The sequence below is a fragment of the Rhodococcus sp. 24CO genome (assembly GCF_050586165.1).
Classification (GTDB): Bacteria; Actinomycetota; Actinomycetes; order Mycobacteriales; family Mycobacteriaceae; genus Rhodococcus_F.
The window spans coordinates 304,225-324,443 of record NZ_JAZFNF010000008.1; the positions used below are offsets into that span (position 1 = coordinate 304,225).

The 20,219-nt window shown below is 60.8% G+C and carries 18 protein-coding genes and 1 tRNA gene; all 19 read left to right on the top strand.

Annotated features, from left to right (window positions below):
• Window positions 1–80: 80 nt before the first annotated feature.
• The 19 genes from V2B23_RS21710 to rpoB all read left to right on the top strand — a co-directional run bounded on the left by V2B23_RS21710 (window position 81) and on the right by rpoB (window position 20,169).
• Window positions 81–153: transfer RNA gene (locus V2B23_RS21710), tRNA-Trp, on the top strand.
• A 31-nt stretch (window positions 154–184) separates the two neighbouring features.
• Complete coding sequence (secE, locus tag V2B23_RS21715) at window positions 185–676, top strand: preprotein translocase subunit SecE (protein ID WP_430952226.1); 492 nt, start codon at window positions 185–187, stop codon at window positions 674–676.
• 83 nt (window positions 677–759) lie between these two features.
• Entirely contained in the window at window positions 760–1,611 is an 852-nt protein-coding gene (gene nusG / locus V2B23_RS21720; RefSeq protein WP_430952227.1) for a transcription termination/antitermination protein NusG, read from the top strand.
• Window positions 1,612–1,672: 61 nt separating this feature from the next.
• Entirely contained in the window at window positions 1,673–2,107 is a 435-nt protein-coding gene (gene rplK / locus V2B23_RS21725; protein ID WP_430952228.1) for a 50S ribosomal protein L11, read from the top strand.
• A 111-nt stretch (window positions 2,108–2,218) separates the two neighbouring features.
• Window positions 2,219–2,938, top strand: coding sequence for a 50S ribosomal protein L1 (rplA, locus tag V2B23_RS21730; RefSeq protein WP_003941982.1), 720 nt, complete (start codon window positions 2,219–2,221; stop codon window positions 2,936–2,938).
• A 427-nt stretch (window positions 2,939–3,365) separates the two neighbouring features.
• Complete coding sequence (rplJ, locus tag V2B23_RS21735; RefSeq protein ID WP_138869647.1) at window positions 3,366–3,959, top strand: 50S ribosomal protein L10; 594 nt, start codon at window positions 3,366–3,368, stop codon at window positions 3,957–3,959.
• 78 nt (window positions 3,960–4,037) lie between these two features.
• Entirely contained in the window at window positions 4,038–4,424 is a 387-nt protein-coding gene (gene rplL, locus V2B23_RS21740; RefSeq protein ID WP_033236464.1) for a 50S ribosomal protein L7/L12, read from the top strand.
• A gap of 256 nt (window positions 4,425–4,680) precedes the next feature.
• Window positions 4,681–5,796, top strand: coding sequence for an ABC transporter ATP-binding protein (locus V2B23_RS21745; RefSeq protein ID WP_430952335.1), 1,116 nt, complete (start codon window positions 4,681–4,683; stop codon window positions 5,794–5,796).
• A 9-nt stretch (window positions 5,797–5,805) separates the two neighbouring features.
• Window positions 5,806–6,600, top strand: coding sequence for an MlaE family ABC transporter permease (locus tag V2B23_RS21750; protein ID WP_430952229.1), 795 nt, complete (start codon window positions 5,806–5,808; stop codon window positions 6,598–6,600).
• 4 nt (window positions 6,601–6,604) lie between these two features.
• Window positions 6,605–7,465 carry an MlaE family ABC transporter permease gene (locus V2B23_RS21755; protein ID WP_033236461.1) on the top strand — a complete coding sequence of 287 codons (861 nt, stop codon included), beginning with the start codon at window positions 6,605–6,607 and terminating at the stop codon, window positions 7,463–7,465.
• Window positions 7,462–8,823, top strand: coding sequence for an MCE family protein (locus V2B23_RS21760; RefSeq protein WP_430952230.1), 1,362 nt, complete (start codon window positions 7,462–7,464; stop codon window positions 8,821–8,823). The genes V2B23_RS21755 and V2B23_RS21760 overlap by 4 nt, the downstream gene beginning before the upstream one ends.
• Entirely contained in the window at window positions 8,820–9,899 is a 1,080-nt protein-coding gene (locus V2B23_RS21765) for an MCE family protein (protein ID WP_045070992.1), read from the top strand. The genes V2B23_RS21760 and V2B23_RS21765 overlap by 4 nt, the downstream gene beginning before the upstream one ends.
• The gene (locus V2B23_RS21770; RefSeq protein ID WP_430952231.1) at window positions 9,896–10,891 is read left to right on the top strand and encodes an MCE family protein; all 996 of its coding nucleotides are present in this window, start codon (window positions 9,896–9,898) and stop codon (window positions 10,889–10,891) included. Before V2B23_RS21765 ends, V2B23_RS21770 begins: the two co-directional genes overlap by 4 nt.
• The gene (locus tag V2B23_RS21775; protein WP_430952232.1) at window positions 10,891–12,138 is read left to right on the top strand and encodes an MCE family protein; all 1,248 of its coding nucleotides are present in this window, start codon (window positions 10,891–10,893) and stop codon (window positions 12,136–12,138) included. The genes V2B23_RS21770 and V2B23_RS21775 overlap by 1 nt, the downstream gene beginning before the upstream one ends.
• Window positions 12,135–13,367 carry an MCE family protein gene (locus tag V2B23_RS21780; protein WP_430952233.1) on the top strand — a complete coding sequence of 411 codons (1,233 nt, stop codon included), beginning with the start codon at window positions 12,135–12,137 and terminating at the stop codon, window positions 13,365–13,367. Before V2B23_RS21775 ends, V2B23_RS21780 begins: the two co-directional genes overlap by 4 nt.
• Complete coding sequence (locus V2B23_RS21785; protein ID WP_430952234.1) at window positions 13,364–14,611, top strand: MCE family protein; 1,248 nt, start codon at window positions 13,364–13,366, stop codon at window positions 14,609–14,611. The genes V2B23_RS21780 and V2B23_RS21785 overlap by 4 nt, the downstream gene beginning before the upstream one ends.
• 103 nt (window positions 14,612–14,714) lie before the next feature.
• On the top strand, window positions 14,715–15,371 hold the full coding sequence (locus V2B23_RS21790; protein ID WP_430952235.1) for a hypothetical protein: 657 nt from the start codon (window positions 14,715–14,717) through the stop codon (window positions 15,369–15,371).
• Window positions 15,372–15,407: 36 nt separating this feature from the next.
• A complete protein-coding gene (locus V2B23_RS21795; RefSeq protein ID WP_430952236.1) occupies window positions 15,408–16,229 on the top strand; it encodes a hypothetical protein in 822 nt (273 codons plus the stop codon).
• Window positions 16,230–16,662: 433 nt separating this feature from the next.
• Window positions 16,663–20,169, top strand: coding sequence for a DNA-directed RNA polymerase subunit beta (rpoB, locus tag V2B23_RS21800; RefSeq protein ID WP_033236452.1), 3,507 nt, complete (start codon window positions 16,663–16,665; stop codon window positions 20,167–20,169).
• Window positions 20,170–20,219: the final 50 nt, after the last annotated feature.

Below are 20,219 nucleotides of genomic sequence, written 5' to 3' on the forward strand. Positions count from 1 at the left end.
TAGCGCGTATGTTGTGTGATCGCAGAGCGGTTAACTGAACCAGCAGGGCATGAAAGTGCCGGGCTGCGGACGTCAACCAAAGGGGCGTAGCTCAACTGGCAGAGCAGCGGTCTCCAAAACCGCAGGTTGCAGGTTCAAGTCCTGTCGCCCCTGCCCCCGGATGCCAGCGACTGAGAGGAACGACGTGAGCGAGGATCGCGACAAGCGCGACGCCGACGCTTCGGACGCGGAGACTTCACCGTCTTCCGCTTCGAAGGCTGTCGACGACACTGCAGCTGACGCGGCCACGCGTTCCGATCTTTCGCTGGACAAGGAAGCTGCCGCAGAGGCGCCTTCCGCATCGAGTGGGGTTTCCAACAAGCCGACCGGCAAGCGCGCTGCACGCGGCGCCTCGGTTGCAGCGTCCACCGTGAAGACTCCGGCTCGGACGGCGTCGCCGAAGGCGACTGCAAAGAACCCCGGTAAGAACCCCAAGGCGAAGAAGGACAACCTCTTCAAGCGCCTTCGCAAGTTCTTCCGCGAGGTCATCGCAGAACTCCGCAAGGTCATCTGGCCGAACCGTAAGCAGATGGTCACCTATACCAGCGTCGTGCTGGCATTCGTGGTCTTCATGGTCGCTTTCATCAGCGGCGTCGATATCGCTGTGATCAAGGGCGTTACCTGGCTGTTCGGCTGATTGTCGAATCGTCGGGCGTCTTTGCCTGCGAGCGCGAGAAAGACCCGCACGGGTCCGAGTAACGAGAGGAAGCGAGTGCCCCAGTGAGCACCCCCGAGAACGACACGAATGAGGCTTTGGCCGAAGAGCGTGTTTCTGCCGAGGCGGCAGCCGAAGTAGACGTCGAGGCTGGCGAAGGCACCGATACCGACGCTGCCGAAGACGCTGCAGACGGCACCGAAGCCGCGCAGACCGAGGCAACCGAGGACGTCATCTCCGAGGACGCCGAGAACTCCGACGACGCTGCTCCGGCAGCCGACATCGAAGTAGAGGATCCGGTTGCGGAACTGAAGGCTGCTCTGCGCCGCGCACCAGGTGACTGGTACGTCATCCACTCGTACGCCGGTTACGAGAACAAGGTCAAGACCAACCTCGAGACCCGCGTTCAGAACCTCGACGTCGGCGACTACATCTTCCAGGTGGAAGTTCCCACCGAAGAGGTCACCGAGATCAAGAACGGCCAGCGCAAGCAGGTCAACCGCAAGGTTCTCCCCGGCTACATCCTGGTCCGCATGGAACTCAACGACGAATCGTGGGGCGCAGTGCGCAACACGCCTGGCGTCACCGGATTTGTCGGAGCCACTTCGCGTCCGTCGCCGCTGTCACTCAACGACGTCGTCAAGTTCCTGCTTCCTCAGCAAGAGCAGAAGAAGCAGCAGGCTGCAGCAGCTGCCGTCGCAGCAGGCGAGGCACCGGTCGAGTCCTTCGGCAAGCCCGTCATCGAGGTGGACTTCGAAATCGGCGAATCCGTCACGGTCATGGACGGCCCGTTCGCGACATTGCCTGCCAGCATCAGCGAGGTCAACGGAGAGCAGCAGAAGCTCAAGGTCCTCGTATCGATCTTCGGTCGTGAAACTCCGGTTGAGTTGAACTTCAACCAGGTCGCGAAGATCTAACCCCCACACTTGCACTGTTAGACGCAAGACACACACCCAAGCTAGAAACTAGGAACTAGAGATGCCCCCAAAGAAGAAGAAGCTCGCCGGGCTCATCAAGCTGCAGATCCAGGCAGGTCAGGCTAACCCTGCACCTCCCGTGGGTCCCGCGCTCGGTCAGCATGGCGTGAACATCATGGAGTTCTGCAAGGCCTACAACGCGGCGACTGAGTCCCAGCGCGGCAACGTTGTGCCGGTCGAGATCTCGGTCTACGAAGACCGGACCTTCGATTTCAAGCTGAAGACCCCTCCCGCTGCCCGACTGCTCCTCAAGGCAGCCGGCGTAGCCAAGGGCTCCGGCGAACCGCACAAGACCAAGGTTGCCTCGGTGACCATGGATCAGGTGCGCGAAATCGCGAAGACCAAGGCTGAAGACCTCAATGCCAATGACATCGAGCAGGCTGCGAAGATCATCGCCGGCACCGCTCGTTCCATGGGCATCACGATCCAGGGCTAATTCAGCAGCTCCACAGCATCACGTGGGAGGGCCGGCCAGGCCCTGACCACAACTGAACCATTCACCACTGCATCAAGTAACTCTCTGCAGTGATAAGTAAGGACAGAAGAAATGGCAAAGCGCAGCAAGGCGTACCTCGCCGCCGCTGAGAAGATCGACGCAGACAAGCTCTACAGCCCGCTTCAGGCTGCAAAGCTCGCCAAGGAGACGTCGTCCACCAAGATGGATGCAACCGTTGAGGTTGCAGTTCGTCTGGGCGTCGACCCCCGTAAGGCAGACCAGATGGTCCGCGGAACGGTCAACCTGCCCCACGGCACCGGTAAGACCGCTCGCGTCATCGTGTTCGCCGTTGGCGAGAAGGCAGCAGAAGCTGAGGCTGCAGGCGCTGACGTAGTCGGTGCAGAAGACCTGATCGAGCGCATCCAGGGTGGATGGGTCGATTTCGACGCCGCAATCGCGACTCCTGATCAGATGGCCAAGGTCGGCCGCATCGCCCGTGTCCTCGGACCCCGTGGCCTGATGCCGAACCCCAAGACGGGCACCGTTACCGCGGATGTCACGAAGGCTGTCAACGACATCAAGGGCGGAAAGATCAACTTCCGCGTCGACAAGCAGGCCAACCTGCACTTCGTCATCGGCAAGGCATCGTTCGACGATGAGAAGCTGGTGGAGAACTACGGCGCAGCGCTGGACGAGATCCTGCGTGCGAAGCCCTCGTCGGCCAAGGGCCGCTACGTGAAGAAGATCACGGTTTCGACCACCACCGGTCCGGGCATCCCGGTGGATCCGAACCGTACCCGCAACCTCCTCGAGGATGCTGCAGACGCGTAAGCAGTCCGCTGAACTGAAAGAAGGCCGGCAGGGATTTACTCCCTGTCGGCCTTCTTTTTGTTTTCAGGGAGCGTGTTCGGGGACGATTTGGTGATGTGTCGCCCGGTGCGGTAGTCTTCGACGCGGAGTTCAGTGCTGGATATGAACTTCACCCCAAAATCATGTTCTACCCAAGACCGTTGGTTATTGCGCTTAGCGATGAGTGCAGTTGAAAGTCCGGAAGTGTCCGGCGACCCACGCAGGAGGACGAGGTAAGGGGGAACGCATTCTGTGGTGGTTTTTTCGCTTCCGTTTGTCTCCTCTGTACGCCCCGTGCGCCCTGCGCCGGGGCGTTTTGCATGTCTAGGACTTGTGGCTTGTCAGGTTCTCCTGGTGAGCCGCGGCGGTTCCGAAGTGGGATAACGACTGTCACGAGAGGAGGCGAAGTATGGCAAAGCCTGAGAAGGTTTCCGCAGTTGCGGAAATCACCGAGCAGTTCAAGGGTTCGACCGCTGCTGTGGTCACGGAATACCGTGGTCTTTCAGTGGGCAACATCACGACACTGCGACGCGCTCTCGGAGAAGGTGCCACCTACTCCGTCGCCAAGAACACCCTGGTTAAGCGTGCCGCCGCTGAGGCCGGCATCGAGGGCCTTGATGACCTGTTCGTCGGACCGACCGCCATTGCATTCATCAAGGGCGAACCGGTCGACGCTGCGAAGGCACTGAAGAACTTCGCAAAGGAAAACAAGGCGCTCATCATCAAGGGCGGCTACATGGACGGCGCTGCGCTGTCCGTGGACGAGGTCAACAAGATCGCGGATCTCGAATCCCGCGAAATCCTGTTGGCAAAGCTCGCCGGCGCGATGAAGGGCAACTTGGCAAAGGCCGCAGGCCTGTTCAATGCTCCCGCTTCGCAGATGGCCCGTTTGGCCGCTGCACTGCAGGAGAAGAAGGCCGCAGAAGGCGGAGCTGCAGAAGCTCCGGCTGCTGCCGCAGAGGCTGCTACCGAGGCTCCGGCCGAGGCCGAAGCCGAAAGCTGATCCGCACCCGCGCATCACTGCTATAACCCCGCCCGGTCGCGGATCAGCGACATGGGACTTACAGGAAGGACCGCCACAATGGCGAAGCTCAGCACCGAAGAGTTGTTGGACCAGTTCAAGGAGCTCACCCTCCTCGAGCTCTCGGAGTTCGTTAAGGCATTCGAGGAGACCTTCGAGGTCACCGCTGCTGCTCCCGTCGCCGTCGCCGCTGCAGGCGCACCGGCTGCCGGCGCAGAAGCTGCTGAAGAGCAGGACGAGTTCGACGTCGTCCTCGAGTCGGCTGGCGACAAGAAGATCCAGGTCATCAAGGTCGTCCGTGAGGTCGTTTCCGGCCTCGGCCTGAAGGAAGCCAAGGATCTCGTCGAGAGCGCTCCGAAGGCAATCCTGGAGAAGGTTTCGAAGGAAGCAGCTGAAGCTGCAAAGGAAAAGCTCGAAGGCGCCGGCGCAAAGATCTCCGTCAAGTAAGACGGTTTTCTCTGCTGCTCACCTCGAGTAGTCGAAAAGAGGGTCACTTCCTACGGGAAGTGGCCCTCTTTTTTGTTGGGCGCGTCCGGCCGGAATGTCCGGATCGGCGCAGGTCGGATGCGTGTCCGATTCAGGGTGCGTGTTAGTTTGTGCTTCGTACTTACTCGTTAGTAGTATTCGCAGTCACGGGTAACACTTCCATGCGATAGAGTGACCCAACCCACATCGGGTGGATGCATCGGACGGCGCGGAGGTAGTGGTGGGAGTAGAGGTAGCGGTAGACGGGCTGACTAAGTCTTTCGGGTCGCAGAGGATTTGGCAGGACGTGTCGTTGACGCTTCCGGCTGGTGAGGTGAGCGCGTTGCTGGGGCCTTCGGGTACCGGTAAGTCGGTGTTTTTGAAGTCTTTGATCGGTTTGCTCCGTCCCGAGCAGGGTTCCATCGTGATCGACGGCACGGATATTTTGCAGTGTTCCTCGAAGGAGCTCTACGAGATTCGTAAGTTGTTCGGTGTGCTGTTTCAGGACGGTGCGTTGTTCGGTTCGATGAATTTGTACGACAACATCGCGTTTCCGTTGCGTGAGCATACGAAGAAGTCCGAGTCGGATATCCGCAAGATCGTGATGGAGAAGCTCGATCTGACGGGTCTGGTCGGTGCGGAGGACAAGCTTCCCGGTGAGATTTCCGGTGGTATGCGTAAGCGTGCCGGTCTGGCTCGCGCGTTGGTTCTCGATCCGGAGATCATCCTGGTCGACGAGCCGGACTCGGGTCTGGACCCGGTGCGTACGACGTACATCAGTCAGACGTTGATCGACATCAATGCTCAGTCCGATGCCACGATTTTGATTGTCTCGCACAACATCAATCTCGCTCGTACGGTTCCCGACAACATCGGGATGCTGTTCCGTCGTCAGTTGGTGATGTTCGGTCCGCGTGAGGTGTTGCTCACCTCGGATGAGCCGGTGGTCAAGCAGTTCCTGAACGGCACGATGATCGGTCCGATCGGTATGTCGGAGGAGAAGGACGAGGCTCAGATGGCGCACGAGCAGGCGCTCGTGGATGCCGGTCACCATGCCGGTGGTGTCGACGATGTCGAGGGCATTGTGCCGCAGATGAAGGCGACGCCCGGTAATCCGGAGCGCCAGGCTGTTCGTCGTCGTCAGGAGCGGGTCCGTCAGATCATGCACACGCTGCCGGTAAACGCGCAGGCGGCAATCCAGGACAGTCTCAACGAAGAGGCCGGCCAGTTCGACCACGCGTACGCGGACGCGAGCGAGTATCAGGGGGAGTGGGACGGAAGCTCGCAAGACACACAGGTAATTCCAGCTTATGAGGGTGATCCCTACGGAAACACGACTCACGGACAAGGGTAGGCATAACGAATGGCGGGTTCCCGCAACTCGGTTCTGAGTCCTGTACACGGGGCACTGACTCAGGCCGGCAACATCGTCGAACTCTTTGTCGAGGTCGTGAAGAACACATTCAGGCGGCCGTTTCAGTTTCGCGAGTTCATCGAGCAGGCCTGGTTCATCGCCAGCGTCACGATTTTGCCGACGGCGCTTGTCGCGATTCCGTTCGGCGCTGTTGTTTCGCTGCAAACCGGTTCACTGATCAAGCAATTGGGCGCTGAATCGTTCACCGGCGCGGCCAGTGTTCTTGCGGTGATTCAGCAGGGAAGTCCACTGGTGACTGCTCTGCTTGTCGCTGGTGCTGCCGGTTCGGCGGTCACTGCTGACCTCGGCTCGCGGACAATCCGCGAAGAGATCGACGCCATGGAAGTCCTTGGCATCAATCCGATTCAGCGACTTGTTGTTCCACGTGTGCTGGCGATGGTGCTCATTGCCGTATTGCTCAACGGGCTGGTATCCGTCGTCGGTATCGCGGGTGGCTACTTCTTCAACGTGATCTTGCAGGGCGGTAACCCCGGCGCGTACATCGCATCGTTCTCGGCGTTTGCGCAGCTGCCGGATATCTGGAGTGGCGAGATCAAGGCTGCGGTCTTCGGTGTCATCGCCGGAGTCATCTCGGCCTACAAGGGACTACACCCCTCGGGTGGGCCCAAAGGCGTTGGTGAGGCGGTCAACCAGGCCGTTGTCATCACGTTCCTGTTGTTGTTCTTCGCCAATCTGATTCTGACGATGGTGTACCTCCAGATCGTGCCGGCGAAGGGATCCTGACTACATGACCATCGCACGAGGCCGCGGCGATCAGTTTCTGCTGAAGAGCCGCAAAGTAGCCAGAATGCCGCTCAACGTGCTTGACCGCGCGGGTGAACAGATGTCGTTCTACGCGCGGGCCATTGCCTGGACGCCGCGCACACTGCACCGCTACCGCAAGGAAACTCTGCGTCTACTCGCTGAAGTGACCTTCGGCAGTGGCGCATTGGCCGTCATCGGCGGGACTATCGGCGTCATCGCGATGATGTCCGGATTCACCGGCGTCGTTGTGGGATTGCAGGGGTTCGCGGCGCTGGAACAGTTGGGTAGCTCGGTCCTGACCGGCTTCCTGTCTGCCTACGTCAATACTCGCGAGATCGCGCCGATTGTTGCCGCGCTGGCCCTTTCAGCGACGGTCGGGTGTGGTTTCACCGCACAACTCGGTGCTATGCGTATCTCCGAGGAGATCGACGCGCTCGAGGTCATGGCAGTCCCGTCGGTTCCGTTCCTGGTGACGACTCGCATGATCGCCGGCTTTGTGGCCGTCATCCCGCTGTACATCGTCGGCTTGCTTGCCGCCTATCTGGCCTCGCGCGTGATCAGTACGGTATTCAACGGCCAGTCAACGGGGTCTTACGACCATTACTTCAACTTGTTCCTGCCACCGCAGGACGTGTTGTATTCGTTTGCCAAGGTTCTGGTCTTTGCTTTTGTTCTGATCTTGATCCACTGCTACTACGGATTTCACGCTTCGGGTGGCCCGGCAGGCGTCGGTGTGGCCGTCGGTCGCGCCGTTCGTGCGGCAATCGTGACGATCGCAGTGCTTGACTTCTTCCTCAGCCTCGCAATCTGGGGGACCACGACAACAGTGAGGGTGGCCGGATGATCGAGGCTCCGTCCGTTCTGCGCCGCCGTGTGCTGGGAATTGTGTTCTTCGTTGTGTTGGCGCTGTTTCTCACTTTCACGATCGGGGCGTTCAACAAGACATTCACAGACGTCGTGAAGGTCGATCTCCTGTCCGATTCCGTGGGAAATGCGTTACCCCCCAACGCGGATGTCAAAGTTCGTGGAATGTTGGTCGGTGAGGTGCGATCTGCGTCGACAACCGATGGTGTCGTCACATCGGTTCTCGCGATCGAACCGGACAAAGCCGAGTTGATTCCCTCCGACGCGACAGCTCGTTTGCTCCCGAAGACACTGTTCGGTGAGCGGTACGTCTCGCTGATCATCCCGGAGGGGACAACGGCTCCGCCTCTTTCGGCCGGAACCGTGCTTCATCAGGACAAGAGCGGCAACGCGATCGAGGTTGGCGAGGTCTTGGATGGTTTGCTCCCGTTGCTGCAGGCGATTCCGCCGCAGGATCTCGCGAACACCCTCGGTTCGCTGGCACAAGGCTTGACCGGCCGCGGCGCTGAGTTGGGGTTCACTGTTGACCGTCTCGAGGAGATTTTCCGTGAGGTCAACACCGAACTCCCTGCTGTGCAGGAGGATCTGCGCAAATTCGCTGACTTCTCACAGACATATTCGGAGGCCGCGCCGGATCTGGTGAATGCACTCGACACTCTGCGCACCACCGGAAACACTGTGGTGGAGAAGCAGAATCAGGTCAACACCCTGTTGGCTTCGTTGACGGCGACGTCGTCGACCACCGCTGCGTTCCTCGAGACAAACGCGCAGTCCATCATCACAATTGCCGCAGACTCACGAGAGGCACTGCAGTTGTTGGCTCAGTACTCGCCGACGTTCGGGTGCACCTTCAAGGGATTCGCCGAGACTACGCCGAAGGCCGCCAAGATTCTCTCGGCTGACGCGCCTGATCCCGGTGTTCGGGCAAACATTCAGATCGTCAACCCGAAGGGGCGTTACATCCCCAACCAGGATGAGCCTCGACTCGTCGACAATCGGGGACCGGTTTGCTACGACAATGTCACCGAGCCCGGTCGACCCTTCCCACAGTATCCCGGCGGATCGTACGGTGACGGCTCGTACCAGGTTCCCTCCCGCAACGGTGGCCCCGAAACGATGGAGTTCTTGCAGGCTCCGGAAGGTTCGGGACCGCAGATGTTCTCGACCAACACCACCGGTCCGGTGCAGCAAGCCGGATATGCGGGCTCGCAACTCGAAGAGGATACGTTGAAGGTCATCTACGGCCAGGCAAATGGTGTTGCACCGGAGAATGTTCCGTCGTGGACCACTATGGTCAGCGCTCCCGCATTTACCGGTGCGGAGGTGAGCTTCCAATGAGAGGTCTCGCAGCACCGCTGACAAAGCTCATCATTTTTGTCGTGGTCACGATTCTGGCAACAGGATTGCTGGCGGCGAGTATCGCAAACCTCGGAGGGGGAGGCGGGACAAAGTTCAACGCCGTGTTCTCCGACGTGACCTCACTGAACGAGGGCGACGAGGTTCGGATTGCAGGTGTGCGTGTCGGTCAGGTCGAGAAGATCGCCATCGTCAACGACAACCAAGCCGAAGTGCAGTTCTCGGTCTCCGATCGAGATTGGTTGCCTGCCAGTTCCATTGCCACGATCCGTTTCCGGAACCTGGTCGGGCAGCGTTACATCTCGCTGTCTCAGGGCGAAGGCAGCCAGGGCAAGAAGCTGACCGCCGGCGAAACGCTCCCTCTCGAGCAGACCCGCCCGGCCGTCAATCTCACGACCCTGTTCAACGGCTTCAAGCCGTTGTTCACGACTTTGAGTGCCGAGGATGTCAACAAGCTGTCGTACCAGATCATCCAGGTTTTCCAGGGCGAGTCGGGAACGATCAGCGAACTCGTCCGCAACACGGCGAGCCTGACAAACACGGTGGCGGACAAGGACGTTGTCATCGGCGCGGTGATCAAGAACCTCAACGAAGTGCTGTCGACAGTCAATGCGAACGACAAGAATCTGGATTCGCTCATCGTCAACACGCAACAGCTGGTCACCGGACTCGCCAACGAGCGCGGAGTTGTCGGGTCAGCAGTCACGTCGCTCGCCGGATTGACAGATGCAACGGCGGATCTGCTGGAGCCGACGCGGCCGTCCATCCAGGGATCGATCACGGCACTGGACACTTTGGCCACAACGCTGAACCGCCGTAGCGACGACGTGAATGCCGTCCTCGAAACCTTGCCCGTCAAGCTCGACAAGTTGACCCGTGTAGCCAGTTACGGATCGTGGTTCCAGTTCTACCTGTGCGGAATCGACATCATTGCAGGTCCCGGTCAGTCGGCGACATTGAACTTGCCGACCGGATTGCCGACGGTCAATATGCCGATCTACACCAATGCGGCCAAGCGATGCACTCAAGACGGAATGAAGGAGTTGCAGGGCCGATGAAAAAGCGTCGTAGTCCGGCAATGGCCGGGGCCATAGGCATCGTCGTGGTGCTCCTGGCAACGTTGTCCGCCTTCTTCATGGACTCACTTCCCTTTGTGGGCGCAGGGTCTTCGTACGCAGCGGAATTCTCGGAAGCTGCGGGGCTCAAGCCCGGTAACGAGGTCCGCATCGCGGGTGTGAAGGTCGGCAAGGTGACATCGGTCGACCTCGACGGTGACCGCGTTCTGGTCGACTTCAAAGTCAAGGATGCGTGGGTCGGCGATCAGACGTCGGCGTCCATCCAGATCAAGACGATTCTGGGGCAGAAGTACCTGGCTCTGGATCCGCGTGGCACCGAAAATCTGGATCCGAAGGACCGAATTCCGTTGGAGCGCACGACTGCTCCGTACGACGTTGTCGAGGCTTTCTCGTCGGCTGCGGACACTGTCGGTGACATCGACACGGAGCAGTTGGCGCAGAGCATGGAAACGCTGTCGGAGGCCTTCTCCGAGACGCCCGACGACGTCCGAGCATCATTGGACGGTGTGAGTCGGTTGTCGCAGACTATCGCCAGCCGTGATCAGGACCTGCAGAAACTGTTCGAGGCAACGGGCAAGACGTCGCAAATCTTGGCGGACCGGAACAAGGAGTTCACTCAACTGATCAGCGACGGCGCTCTGCTGGTGCAGGAGTTGAACAACCGCCAGCAGGCGATCTCCCAGTTGCTCACCGGAACTCAGCGGGTGTCACAGCAACTCACCGGACTGGTCCGCGACAACGAGGCGGCAATCGGGCCTGCGTTGACCCAACTCAACGGTGTCATCGACATCCTGGAAGCCAACAACGAGAACTTGGACAAGGCTCTGAAGCTCTACGAACCCTTTATTCGCCTGTACGCCAACGTGGTCGGCAACGGCCGCTGGTTCGACCAGGTAGTTGTCAACCTCCTGCCACCTGGTCTGCCTCTGATTCCGGGCCCTCGTGATCCGATTCGCACGTTGGGAGGTAACTGATGGCTGATATCACTGAAGCCGAAAGTGGCTCCAAGAAACGAACTCTGGCGATCATTGCCGCAGCGTTGATTGGCGTGTTGGTGGTTGGCGGCGCCTTGTGGTGGGTGTTCACCCGCGCGGGCACAACAACGATCACGGCGTACTTCGACAAGTCCATCGGTATTTACGACGGTTCCGACGTGCGAGTTCTGGGCGTGAAGGTCGGCACAGTCACCTCGGTGGAACCGCAGGGCGATCAGGTCAAGGTCGACCTCCGCGTGGATCGCGGAATCGATATTCCGGTGGATGCCAATGCGGCGCAGGTGACTCCGTCAGTAGTGGCGGACCGCTACATTCAGTTGACGCCGGTGTTCACGGGCGGCGACACGATGGCCAGCGGTTCGGTGATTCCGATCGAGCGCACCGCCACCCCGGTCGAGGTCGATCAGTTGTACGCGAGCATCAACGACCTCGCGTCGGCGCTCGGACCCGAAGGCGCGAACAAGGACGGTGCGCTGTCCAAGTTCGTCGAGACCGGTGCCGCGAACCTCGACGGCAACGGAGCAGCGTTGGGGGAGAGCATCACCCAGCTGTCCGACGCGGCTCGTACGTTGAACGACTCGAGTGACAACATCGCGGTGACCATCAAGAATCTCAATACTTTTGTCGGAGCGTTGGCGACCAACGATCAACAGGTGCGCCAGTTCAACACTCAATTGTCCGACCTCACCGGATTTCTGGCGGGCGAGCGCGATGATCTGGGTGCCGCTCTGAATCAGTTGTCCTTGACGCTCGGTGATGTCGCGAAGTTCGTGGCAGACAACCGCGATCAGTTGGCGACCACTGCAGAAGGCCTGATCGCGCCGACTCAGACGCTGGCGAACAACAAGGAAGCGCTCGCCAACACCCTGACCTTGTTGCCTCTCGCCATTTCCAATCTGGTGAACTCGTATGACGCCGAATCCGGAGTTCTCGCTTCACGTCTGGCTTTCCCGGACTTGCAGAACCCGGCCGAGGTGCTGTGCAAGTTGATGGATCTCGGCAAACTGGTGCCAGGTAATCCTCAGTTCGAGGAGTTGGGACGACAGATGCAACCCGCCATCGATCAGTGTGTGGCGGTGGCCGCAATGACGGATGCGGCCGACCAGGCCAAGAACATGAATCTCCCGTTCGGCATCCTGGCCGGTCCCGAGCGTCAGATGCAGGTTGTTCCGGGCACGGTGCCCGGTGTCGTGTCACCGCGACTGAACATCGGGGAGGGCGAGTGAAGCGCACAGTGATTGCCGGCGCGGGACTTGTGGTCCTGCTCGGTGCGAGTGCCTGCTCGTCGGAGGGCATCTATGCGGTGCCACTTCCGGGTGGGCCGGACGTGGGATCGAATCCCATGAATCTGACCATTCAATTCGACGACGTCCTCGATCTGGTTCCACAGTCCGCGGTCAAGGTGGACGGTGTTCCGGTCGGGCGAGTAGAGAAGATCGGAGTCGGACCGGACGGGTGGACCGCCGACGTGGGGATCATATTGGATTCCTCGGTGGATTTGCCGGCCAATGCCGTTGCCGCCGTGGAGCAGACCAACCTGCTCGGCGAGAAATTCATTCAGCTGTCAGCGCCTCCTAGTGGCGCGGACACTACGGCCCAGTTGTCGGACGGCGACCTGATTCCGTTGGATCGCACTCGCCACGCCACCGAGATCGAACAGGTGCTCGGTGCATTGTCGCTCCTGCTCAACGGCGGCGGTGTCGGCCAGTTGCAGCCCATCGTCAAGGAGCTCGGTGCGGCGTTCGACGGCCGTGAGGGAACAACCAGAAGTCTTCTGGAACAGGCGAATACTCTCATCGGAGGCTTGAACGAACAGCGTGAGGACATCACTCGCGCGCTCGACGGTCTCGACGTGTTGTCCAGCCGGGTGAACGAGCAGAACGAGAAGATCGCCAAGGTCCTCGACGAACTGCCCGTGGCAATATCGGTACTCAACGAGCAGCGCCCGCAGTTGACGCAGATGCTCGCTCAGGTGGACCGTCTCGGAACCGTCGGTACCGACGTCCTGACACAGTCCAAGGACGATCTGATCGCAGATCTTCAGGCACTTCGTCCGACATTGCAGGCACTCGCTGCATCCGGTGACGACCTCGTCGGCGCGCTCCCGCTGCTTCCGACGTTCCCGTTCCCGGACGGAGTCGAGAAGATCACGCAAGGTGGGTCGGTCAATTTGTTCCTCGCTGTCGACTTGCAAATCGGTAATACGCTCTCCGGGCTTGGTGTCGGACAGGGAGATCCCGAGTATCGCCAGCCCAAGTTCGGTGATCCCAAGCCGGTGGTGGATCCGTCCAATCCGTATTACAACGGAAACGGACCGCGACCGGGCTGGCCCACGGTGTCACTGCTCCCGATTGCGCCGATCCTGCCGCAGTTGCCGATGGCACCTGCAGCCGGTGCCCCGCTCAACCCCATTCAGGGAATGCTCGATCAGTTCGGAATCGGTGGTGGACAATGAGATCTGCTCTGGTCAAGTGGCAGCTAGTGGGCTTTGTATTGGTCGCGCTCCTAGGGCTCGTCTATGTGGGAGGCAAGTACGTGCGCCTCGACAACCTCCTGGGTTTCGGGCAGTACACGGTCAAGACGGAACTGCAGACGTCGGGCGGCATCTTCACCAACGCCGAGGTGACGTATCGCGGTGTGCCGGTGGGACGGGTTGGTGACTTGTCACTGACGGACGACGGGATCGAGGTCGATCTGAAGATCGACAACAATGCACCGCCGATCCCGGCGTCGACGAGGGCTGTTGTGGCCAACCGTTCTGCAATCGGCGAACAGTTCGTCGATCTGATCCCCGATACCGATCAGGGTCCGTTCCTCGAGGACGGTTCTGTGATTGCAGTGGGTGACACAGCGACGCCGGTTCCGGTCGAAGAAGTGTTGACCAGTGCAAACGGCTTGGTCCATTCAGTGCCCGTCGATGCACTGCACACCGTCGCGGTCGAACTCGGCGCAGCCTTCAACGGCAAGGGTGAGGACATCCAGGTTCTGGCCGACTCGTTGTCCGGACTCTCGCAGTCCGGCCTCGACACCTTGCCCCAGACGCTCGGATTGATCCGTGACAGCCAGACGGTGCTCACGACCCAGTCCGACCAGTCGTCGTCGATCAAGCAGTTCAGTGCCGACCTCGATGTCATTGCCGCACAACTGCGGACCAGTGACCCCGACATCAGGCGTCTGATCGACAACGGCATCCCGGCCAGCGAGCAGATCGGGGCCCTCGTCAACGAGACCGGTCCGGCACTGACCACGGACCTGACAAATCTGGCATCGTTCGGCAGGACGTTTGCGCCTCGTGCCATTGCGCTGCAGCCGTTTCTGATCTTTCTGCCGGGGCTGGCTGCGGCGGGGCCGACAGTTGCTCCTGGTGACGGAACCGTGCATCAGGGGTTGGTGCTGGAGACAAACAATCCGTTGTCGTGCACCGTCGGGTACGAAGGCACCATGGCGATTCTCGCGGACATGAAGCGTCAGGATCCCAACTTCGACGACACGCAGCAGGACTTCCCGTTGAACACAGCGGCGTCCTGTGAGGTCCCGCTGGGCAGCGAGACGGGCGTTCGCAGTGCCAACCGGGTTATCTACGCCGATCCCGACACGATTCAACCGTGGGACTTCAAGCCGAAGGTCGATCCTGACAAGTTGAATCTCAATCCGATTGCTACCCAGTTGGCGCCGATTCTCGGAGTGACGCCGAAATAGATGTGTCCCGAGGTGTGCTATTGGGTTGGGGCAGTTGAGGATTCGCGGCAATGGAGCTAGTGCTGCCAGAATCCGGACAGAACAGGTAAGTAGGGTAGTGAGCGTGATTCAGAAAAGCAGTCCGAAGGGGGTGACGGCGCCGCTTGTTGCGGTTGGCGTTCTCCTCGTAGCCGCACTTGTTGCGCTAGGTGTGTTCGGCGTCCCATACGTGAAGGCGTTGACCACCGACCGCAATACCGCAGAGATTCGCGACGAGGCGTTGATCGGCGCCCAGCAGGTTGCGATCAACCTCAACAATGCCGACTCGGCGAATCTCGATGCGTCGATCGAGACCATGCGGTCTTCGGTTACCGGCGACGAGATGACGGTGTACCTCCAAAGTGTCCAAGACTCCATCACGGACGAACTGCGGAACTCCGGCTCCAAGGCCGACGCCGAGGTGATGTCTGCTGCGCTCACCGAACTCAACACGGACGACAGGACTGCGACGGCTCTTGTGGTCGTCAAGGTCACCACCACGCAGGGCAACCAGTACGTGAAGAACCAAGTCGGTATGCGATTGGGCATGGTCGAGGTGGACGGTATCTGGAAGGCCAGTTCGGCCGAACCCGTCGGAAACCGGATCGATCTGGAGTCGGGCACACTGCCGGGCGCCGACGGTACCGGCGGTTCCGATGGGTCGACGCCGGCAACCGAGGGCGCACCAGCGCCCACCGAGACGCCCGCACCGAGCGTAGGGGGCGATTCCGGTGGCCAGTAGTCAGCCTCGATCAGCCATCCGAAGGAGAAGCGCGTAATGCCACCCAAGCGCAGAGTCGGGATGCCGCCGGCAAACCAGAACCGCCGGCCGAAGATAGCCGGATCGGCCCGCTCGTTGAACGTCCCCGCGGGGACGTCGGCCGAGGAGCCGGTGAAGGTCGAGGCGGTCGAGACGGAGGCAGTCGAGACGGAGGCAGTCGAGACGGAGGCAGTCGAGCCCGAGGCGGTCGAAACGGAGGCCGTCGAGGCAGAAGCAGCGCCCAAGCCGAGTCTCGAGAAGGAAGCCAAGCCCAGTCTCGAGAAGGAAGCCAAGCCGAGTCTCGCGGAGGAACCGCCGGCTCCGGAGCCAGCGGTGGAGGAGGAAGCGAGTCGAACCTCATGGCCGCTGGTTGTCGGGGTAGGCGCGGCAGCGGTGGTAGTCGCAGTGCTCGCGGGTCTGGCTTTTTTCAAGGTCGGCGCCCAGATGGACGACGTGGCATGGGTCGACGAGGGCGCGACCGCCGAAGTCCTGCGGGTGACTCCGCCGGCGCTCGAGGCGGTGTTCACGTTTGCGCCCGGCACCTTCGACGCTGATTTCGACAAGGGCTTACAGGGTCTGAACCAGGCCATGCGTGATCAGTTGACCGAGTACAAGGACACGCAGAAAGCCGGCGTCGAACAAACCCAGACGGCGACTACGGCGGATGTCACGGAGATCGGTGTCACCCGGCTCGAGGAGGACCGAGCGCAACTGCTCGCGCAGTTGAACGTGAGTTCGACGCAGAGCGGTGTTGCTGCCGGTTCCCGGTCCGGGATGGTTGTCGTCAGCTTGGAGAAGCAGGACGGTAATTGGCTGATCTCGGAGATCCGCGACCGCTGACAAAGGTGCACGACGAGCTGGACCGGAAATGGATTCCGGTCCAGTTTTTCGTATCCGGGTCAGTGACTGGCTACACTACCGACGACGGTGTTCGAACCGAGTCGGTCGACTGTTCGAATGCCACGACTTACCGCGGCGCTCTTGACGGGGCGGTCCGTAAGGTCCACTCTGATCGGTGAACATGCACGGACGAGTGATCGGCAGTCTCACGTCAGCACCTGAATCAGACCCTCAGCTACACCCGACTCGACATTTCCTGAGTAAGGGTGTACTTTTGGACGTTGCGCTGGCTGCCTCCTGTCCACCCCTCGTCTCAACCGCTGCGAAGTCAAGTACTTCTTGCTTTCTGCGACGGGTTTCGTTCGGGTTGTAACCAGCGAAATTCGAAGCAGATACAGCGGCGGTCGCAACAGTACGGAGCGGCCCGCGTGAGGTGCTGGAAGGACGCATCTTGGCAGTCTCTAGCCAGACCAAGGCAGTTTCCGGAATCCCCGGAGCCCCGAAGAGGGTTTCGTTCGCGAAAGTTCGCGAACCCCTCGAAGTTCCCGGGCTTCTTGATGTTCAAACCGATTCGTTCGAGTGGTTGATCGGCGCGCAGAGTTGGCGCGAACGAGCAGCAGCTCTCGGCGACAATGCAGTGTCCGGCGGTCTCGAAGACATCCTCGCGGAGCTTTCTCCGATCGAGGATTTCTCCGGCTCTATGTCACTCTCCTTCTCTGATCCTCGATTCGACGAGGTCAAGGCCTCGACGGACGAGTGCAAAGACAAGGACATGACCTACGCGGCGCCGTTGTTCGTCACCGCGGAGTTCATCAACAACAACACTGGTGAGATCAAGAGCCAGACGGTCTTCATGGGTGATTTCCCGATGATGACCGACAAGGGCACCTTCATCATCAACGGCACGGAGCGCGTCGTTGTCTCGCAGCTCGTGCGTTCCCCCGGTGTGTACTTCGACAAGAGCGTCGACAAGAGCACCGAGAAGGACCTGCACAGCGTCAAGGTGATCCCGGGTCGCGGCGCATGGCTCGAGTTCGACGTCGACAAGCGCGACACCGTTGGTGTCCGCATCGACCGTAAGCGTCGTCAGCCCGTCACCGTCCTGCTCAAGGCACTCGGCTGGACCACGGAGCAGATCACGGAGCGCTTCGGCTTCTCCGAGATCCTCATGGCCACGCTGGAGAAGGACAACACCGCCGGTACCGATGAGGCGTTGCTCGACATCTACCGCAAGCTGCGTCCGGGCGAGCCCCCCACCAAGGAGAGCGCGCAGACCCTTCTGGAGAACCTGTTCTTCAAGGACAAGCGTTACGACCTCGCTCGCGTGGGTCGTTACAAGATCAACAAGAAGCTCGGCCTCAACGCAGGTCAGCCGATTGTTGCTTCGACGCTGACCGAAGAAGACATCGTCGCCACCGTCGAGTACCTCGTGCGTTTGCACGCTGGTGACACCTCGATGACGGCACCGGACGGCGTCGAGGTTCCCGTCGAGGTCGACGACATCGACCACTTCGGTAACCGTCGTCTGCGCACCGTCGGTGAGCTCATCCAGAACCAGATCCGCGTGGGCCTGTCCCGCATGGAGCGTGTGGTTCGTGAGCGCATGACCACGCAGGACGTCGAGGCAATCACGCCTCAGACCCTGATCAACATCCGCCCGGTCGTCGCTGCGATCAAGGAGTTCTTCGGAACGTCCCAGCTGTCGCAGTTCATGGACCAGAACAACCCGCTGTCGGGGCTGACGCACAAGCGTCGTCTGTCTGCCCTCGGCCCGGGTGGTCTGTCCCGTGAGCGCGCCGGCCTCGAGGTTCGTGACGTTCACGCGTCGCACTACGGCCGCATGTGCCCGATCGAGACCCCGGAAGGCCCGAACATCGGCCTGATCGGTTCGCTGTCGGTGTACGCACGCGTCAACCCGTTCGGCTTCATCGAGACGCCGTACCGCCGGGTTGTCGACGGCCAGGTCACCGATCAGGTTGATTACCTGACCGCTGACGAAGAGGATCGCCACGTCGTCGCACAGGCCAACTCGGCCATCGACCGTGACGGCCGCTTCACCGACGCGAAGATTCTCGTTCGTCGTAAGGGTGGCGAGGTCGAGTTCGTCTCGTCCTCCGACATCGACTACATGGACGTCTCGCCGCGCCAGATGGTGTCCGTCGCTACCGCGATGATCCCGTTCCTCGAGCACGACGACGCAAACCGCGCCCTGATGGGTGCGAACATGCAGCGTCAGGCTGTTCCGCTGGTTCGCAGCGAAGCGCCTCTCGTCGGTACCGGCATGGAGCTGCGTGCAGCTGTCGACGCCGGTGACGTCGTCATCACCGAGAAGACCGGTGTTGTCGAAGAGGTCTCCGCGGACTACATCACGGTCATGGCCGACGACGGAAGCCGCAAGACCTACCGGATGCGCAAGTTCGCACGTTCCAACCAGGGCACGTGCGCCAACCAGCGTCCGATCGTGGACGAGGGACAGCGCGTCGACGCCGGCCAGGTCCTCGCTGACGGCCCTTGCACCGAAAACGGTGAAATGGCTCTCGGTAAGAACCTGCTCCTGGCGATCATGCCGTGGGAAGGCCACAACTACGAGGACGCGATCATCCTGTCGCAGCGCCTCGTAGAAGAGGACGTCCTGACCTCGATTCACATCGAGGAGCATGAGATCGATGCCCGCGACACCAAGCTCGGTGCCGAGGAAATCACTCGCGACATCCCGAACGTCTCCGACGAGGTCCTCGCTGACCTCGACGAGCGCGGCATCATCCGTATCGGTGCCGAGGTTCGTGACGGCGACGTGCTGGTCGGAAAGGTCACGCCGAAGGGCGAGACCGAACTGACCCCCGAAGAGCGCCTCCTTCGCGCCATCTTCGGTGAGAAGGCTCGCGAGGTTCGTGACACGTCCCTCAAGGTTCCTCACGGTGAGACCGGCAAGGTCATCGGCATCCGCGTCTTCTCGCGCGATGACGACGACGATCTGCCTCCCGGTGTCAACGAGCTCGTTCGCGTGTACGTGGCCCAGAAGCGCAAGATCCAGGACGGCGACAAGCTCGCCGGCCGCCACGGCAACAAGGGTGTTATCGGCAAGATCCTCCCGCAGGAAGACATGCCGTTCCTTTCGGACGGCACGCCTGTCGACATCATCCTGAACACGCACGGCGTCCCGCGTCGTATGAACATCGGTCAGGTCCTGGAGACCCACCTCGGGTGGATCGGCAAGACCGGCTGGAATGTTCAGATCGCCGCTGACGGCACTCGTCCGGATTGGGCTGCGACCCTTCCGGAAGAGATGCTCGCCGCTCCTGCCGACTCGAACATCGCCACCCCGGTGTTCGACGGCGCGAAGGAAGACGAGCTCACTGGTCTCCTCGAGTCCACGTTGCCGAACCGCGACGGCGAGCAGATGGTCGGCCCCGACGGAAAGGCCACGTTGTTCGACGGCCGCTCCGGCGAGCCGTTCCCGTACCCGGTCTCGGTCGGTTACATGTACATCATCAAGCTGCACCACTTGGTCGACGACAAGATTCACGCTCGTTCGACCGGTCCGTACTCGATGATCACGCAGCAGCCTCTCGGCGGTAAGGCCCAGTTCGGTGGCCAGCGCTTCGGTGAGATGGAGTGCTGGGCTATGCAGGCCTACGGCGCGGCTTACACGCTGCAGGAACTGCTGACCATCAAGTCGGACGACGTGGTTGGTCGCGTGAAGGTGTACGAAGCCATCGTCAAGGGCGAGAACATCCCGGAACCCGGCATCCCCGAGTCGTTCAAGGTGCTCCTCAAGGAGCTCCAGTCGCTCTGCCTCAACGTGGAGGTGCTGTCCTCGGACGGCGCTGCCATCACGATGGCGGACGGCGACGACGAGGACTTGGAGCGAGCTGCGGCGAACTTGGGCATCAACCTGTCCAGGAACGAAGCGGCAACGGTCGACGACCTCGCGAACTAGGTTTCGGTCCCCGGGTTGCTCTGTGAAAGAGCGGCCCGGGGGCGTAGTTC

What these genes read in the sequence shown, in the direction of transcription:
- rplK (WP_430952228.1), top strand. Translation starts at nt 1,673, where the DNA reads ATGCCCCCAAAGAAGAAGAAGCTCGCCGGGCTCATCAAGCTGCAGATC.
- rplA (WP_003941982.1), top strand. Translation starts at nt 2,219, where the DNA reads ATGGCAAAGCGCAGCAAGGCGTACCTCGCCGCCGCTGAGAAGATCGAC.
- rplJ (WP_138869647.1), top strand. Translation starts at nt 3,366, where the DNA reads ATGGCAAAGCCTGAGAAGGTTTCCGCAGTTGCGGAAATCACCGAGCAG.
- rplL (WP_033236464.1), top strand. Translation starts at nt 4,038, where the DNA reads ATGGCGAAGCTCAGCACCGAAGAGTTGTTGGACCAGTTCAAGGAGCTC.
- V2B23_RS21750 (WP_430952229.1), top strand. Translation starts at nt 5,806, where the DNA reads ATGGCGGGTTCCCGCAACTCGGTTCTGAGTCCTGTACACGGGGCACTG.
- V2B23_RS21755 (WP_033236461.1), top strand. Translation starts at nt 6,605, where the DNA reads ATGACCATCGCACGAGGCCGCGGCGATCAGTTTCTGCTGAAGAGCCGC.
- V2B23_RS21760 (WP_430952230.1), top strand. Translation starts at nt 7,462, where the DNA reads ATGATCGAGGCTCCGTCCGTTCTGCGCCGCCGTGTGCTGGGAATTGTG.
- V2B23_RS21765 (WP_045070992.1), top strand. Translation starts at nt 8,820, where the DNA reads ATGAGAGGTCTCGCAGCACCGCTGACAAAGCTCATCATTTTTGTCGTG.
- V2B23_RS21770 (WP_430952231.1), top strand. Translation starts at nt 9,896, where the DNA reads ATGAAAAAGCGTCGTAGTCCGGCAATGGCCGGGGCCATAGGCATCGTC.
- V2B23_RS21775 (WP_430952232.1), top strand. Translation starts at nt 10,891, where the DNA reads ATGGCTGATATCACTGAAGCCGAAAGTGGCTCCAAGAAACGAACTCTG.
- V2B23_RS21785 (WP_430952234.1), top strand. Translation starts at nt 13,364, where the DNA reads ATGAGATCTGCTCTGGTCAAGTGGCAGCTAGTGGGCTTTGTATTGGTC.
- V2B23_RS21795 (WP_430952236.1), top strand. Translation starts at nt 15,408, where the DNA reads ATGCCACCCAAGCGCAGAGTCGGGATGCCGCCGGCAAACCAGAACCGC.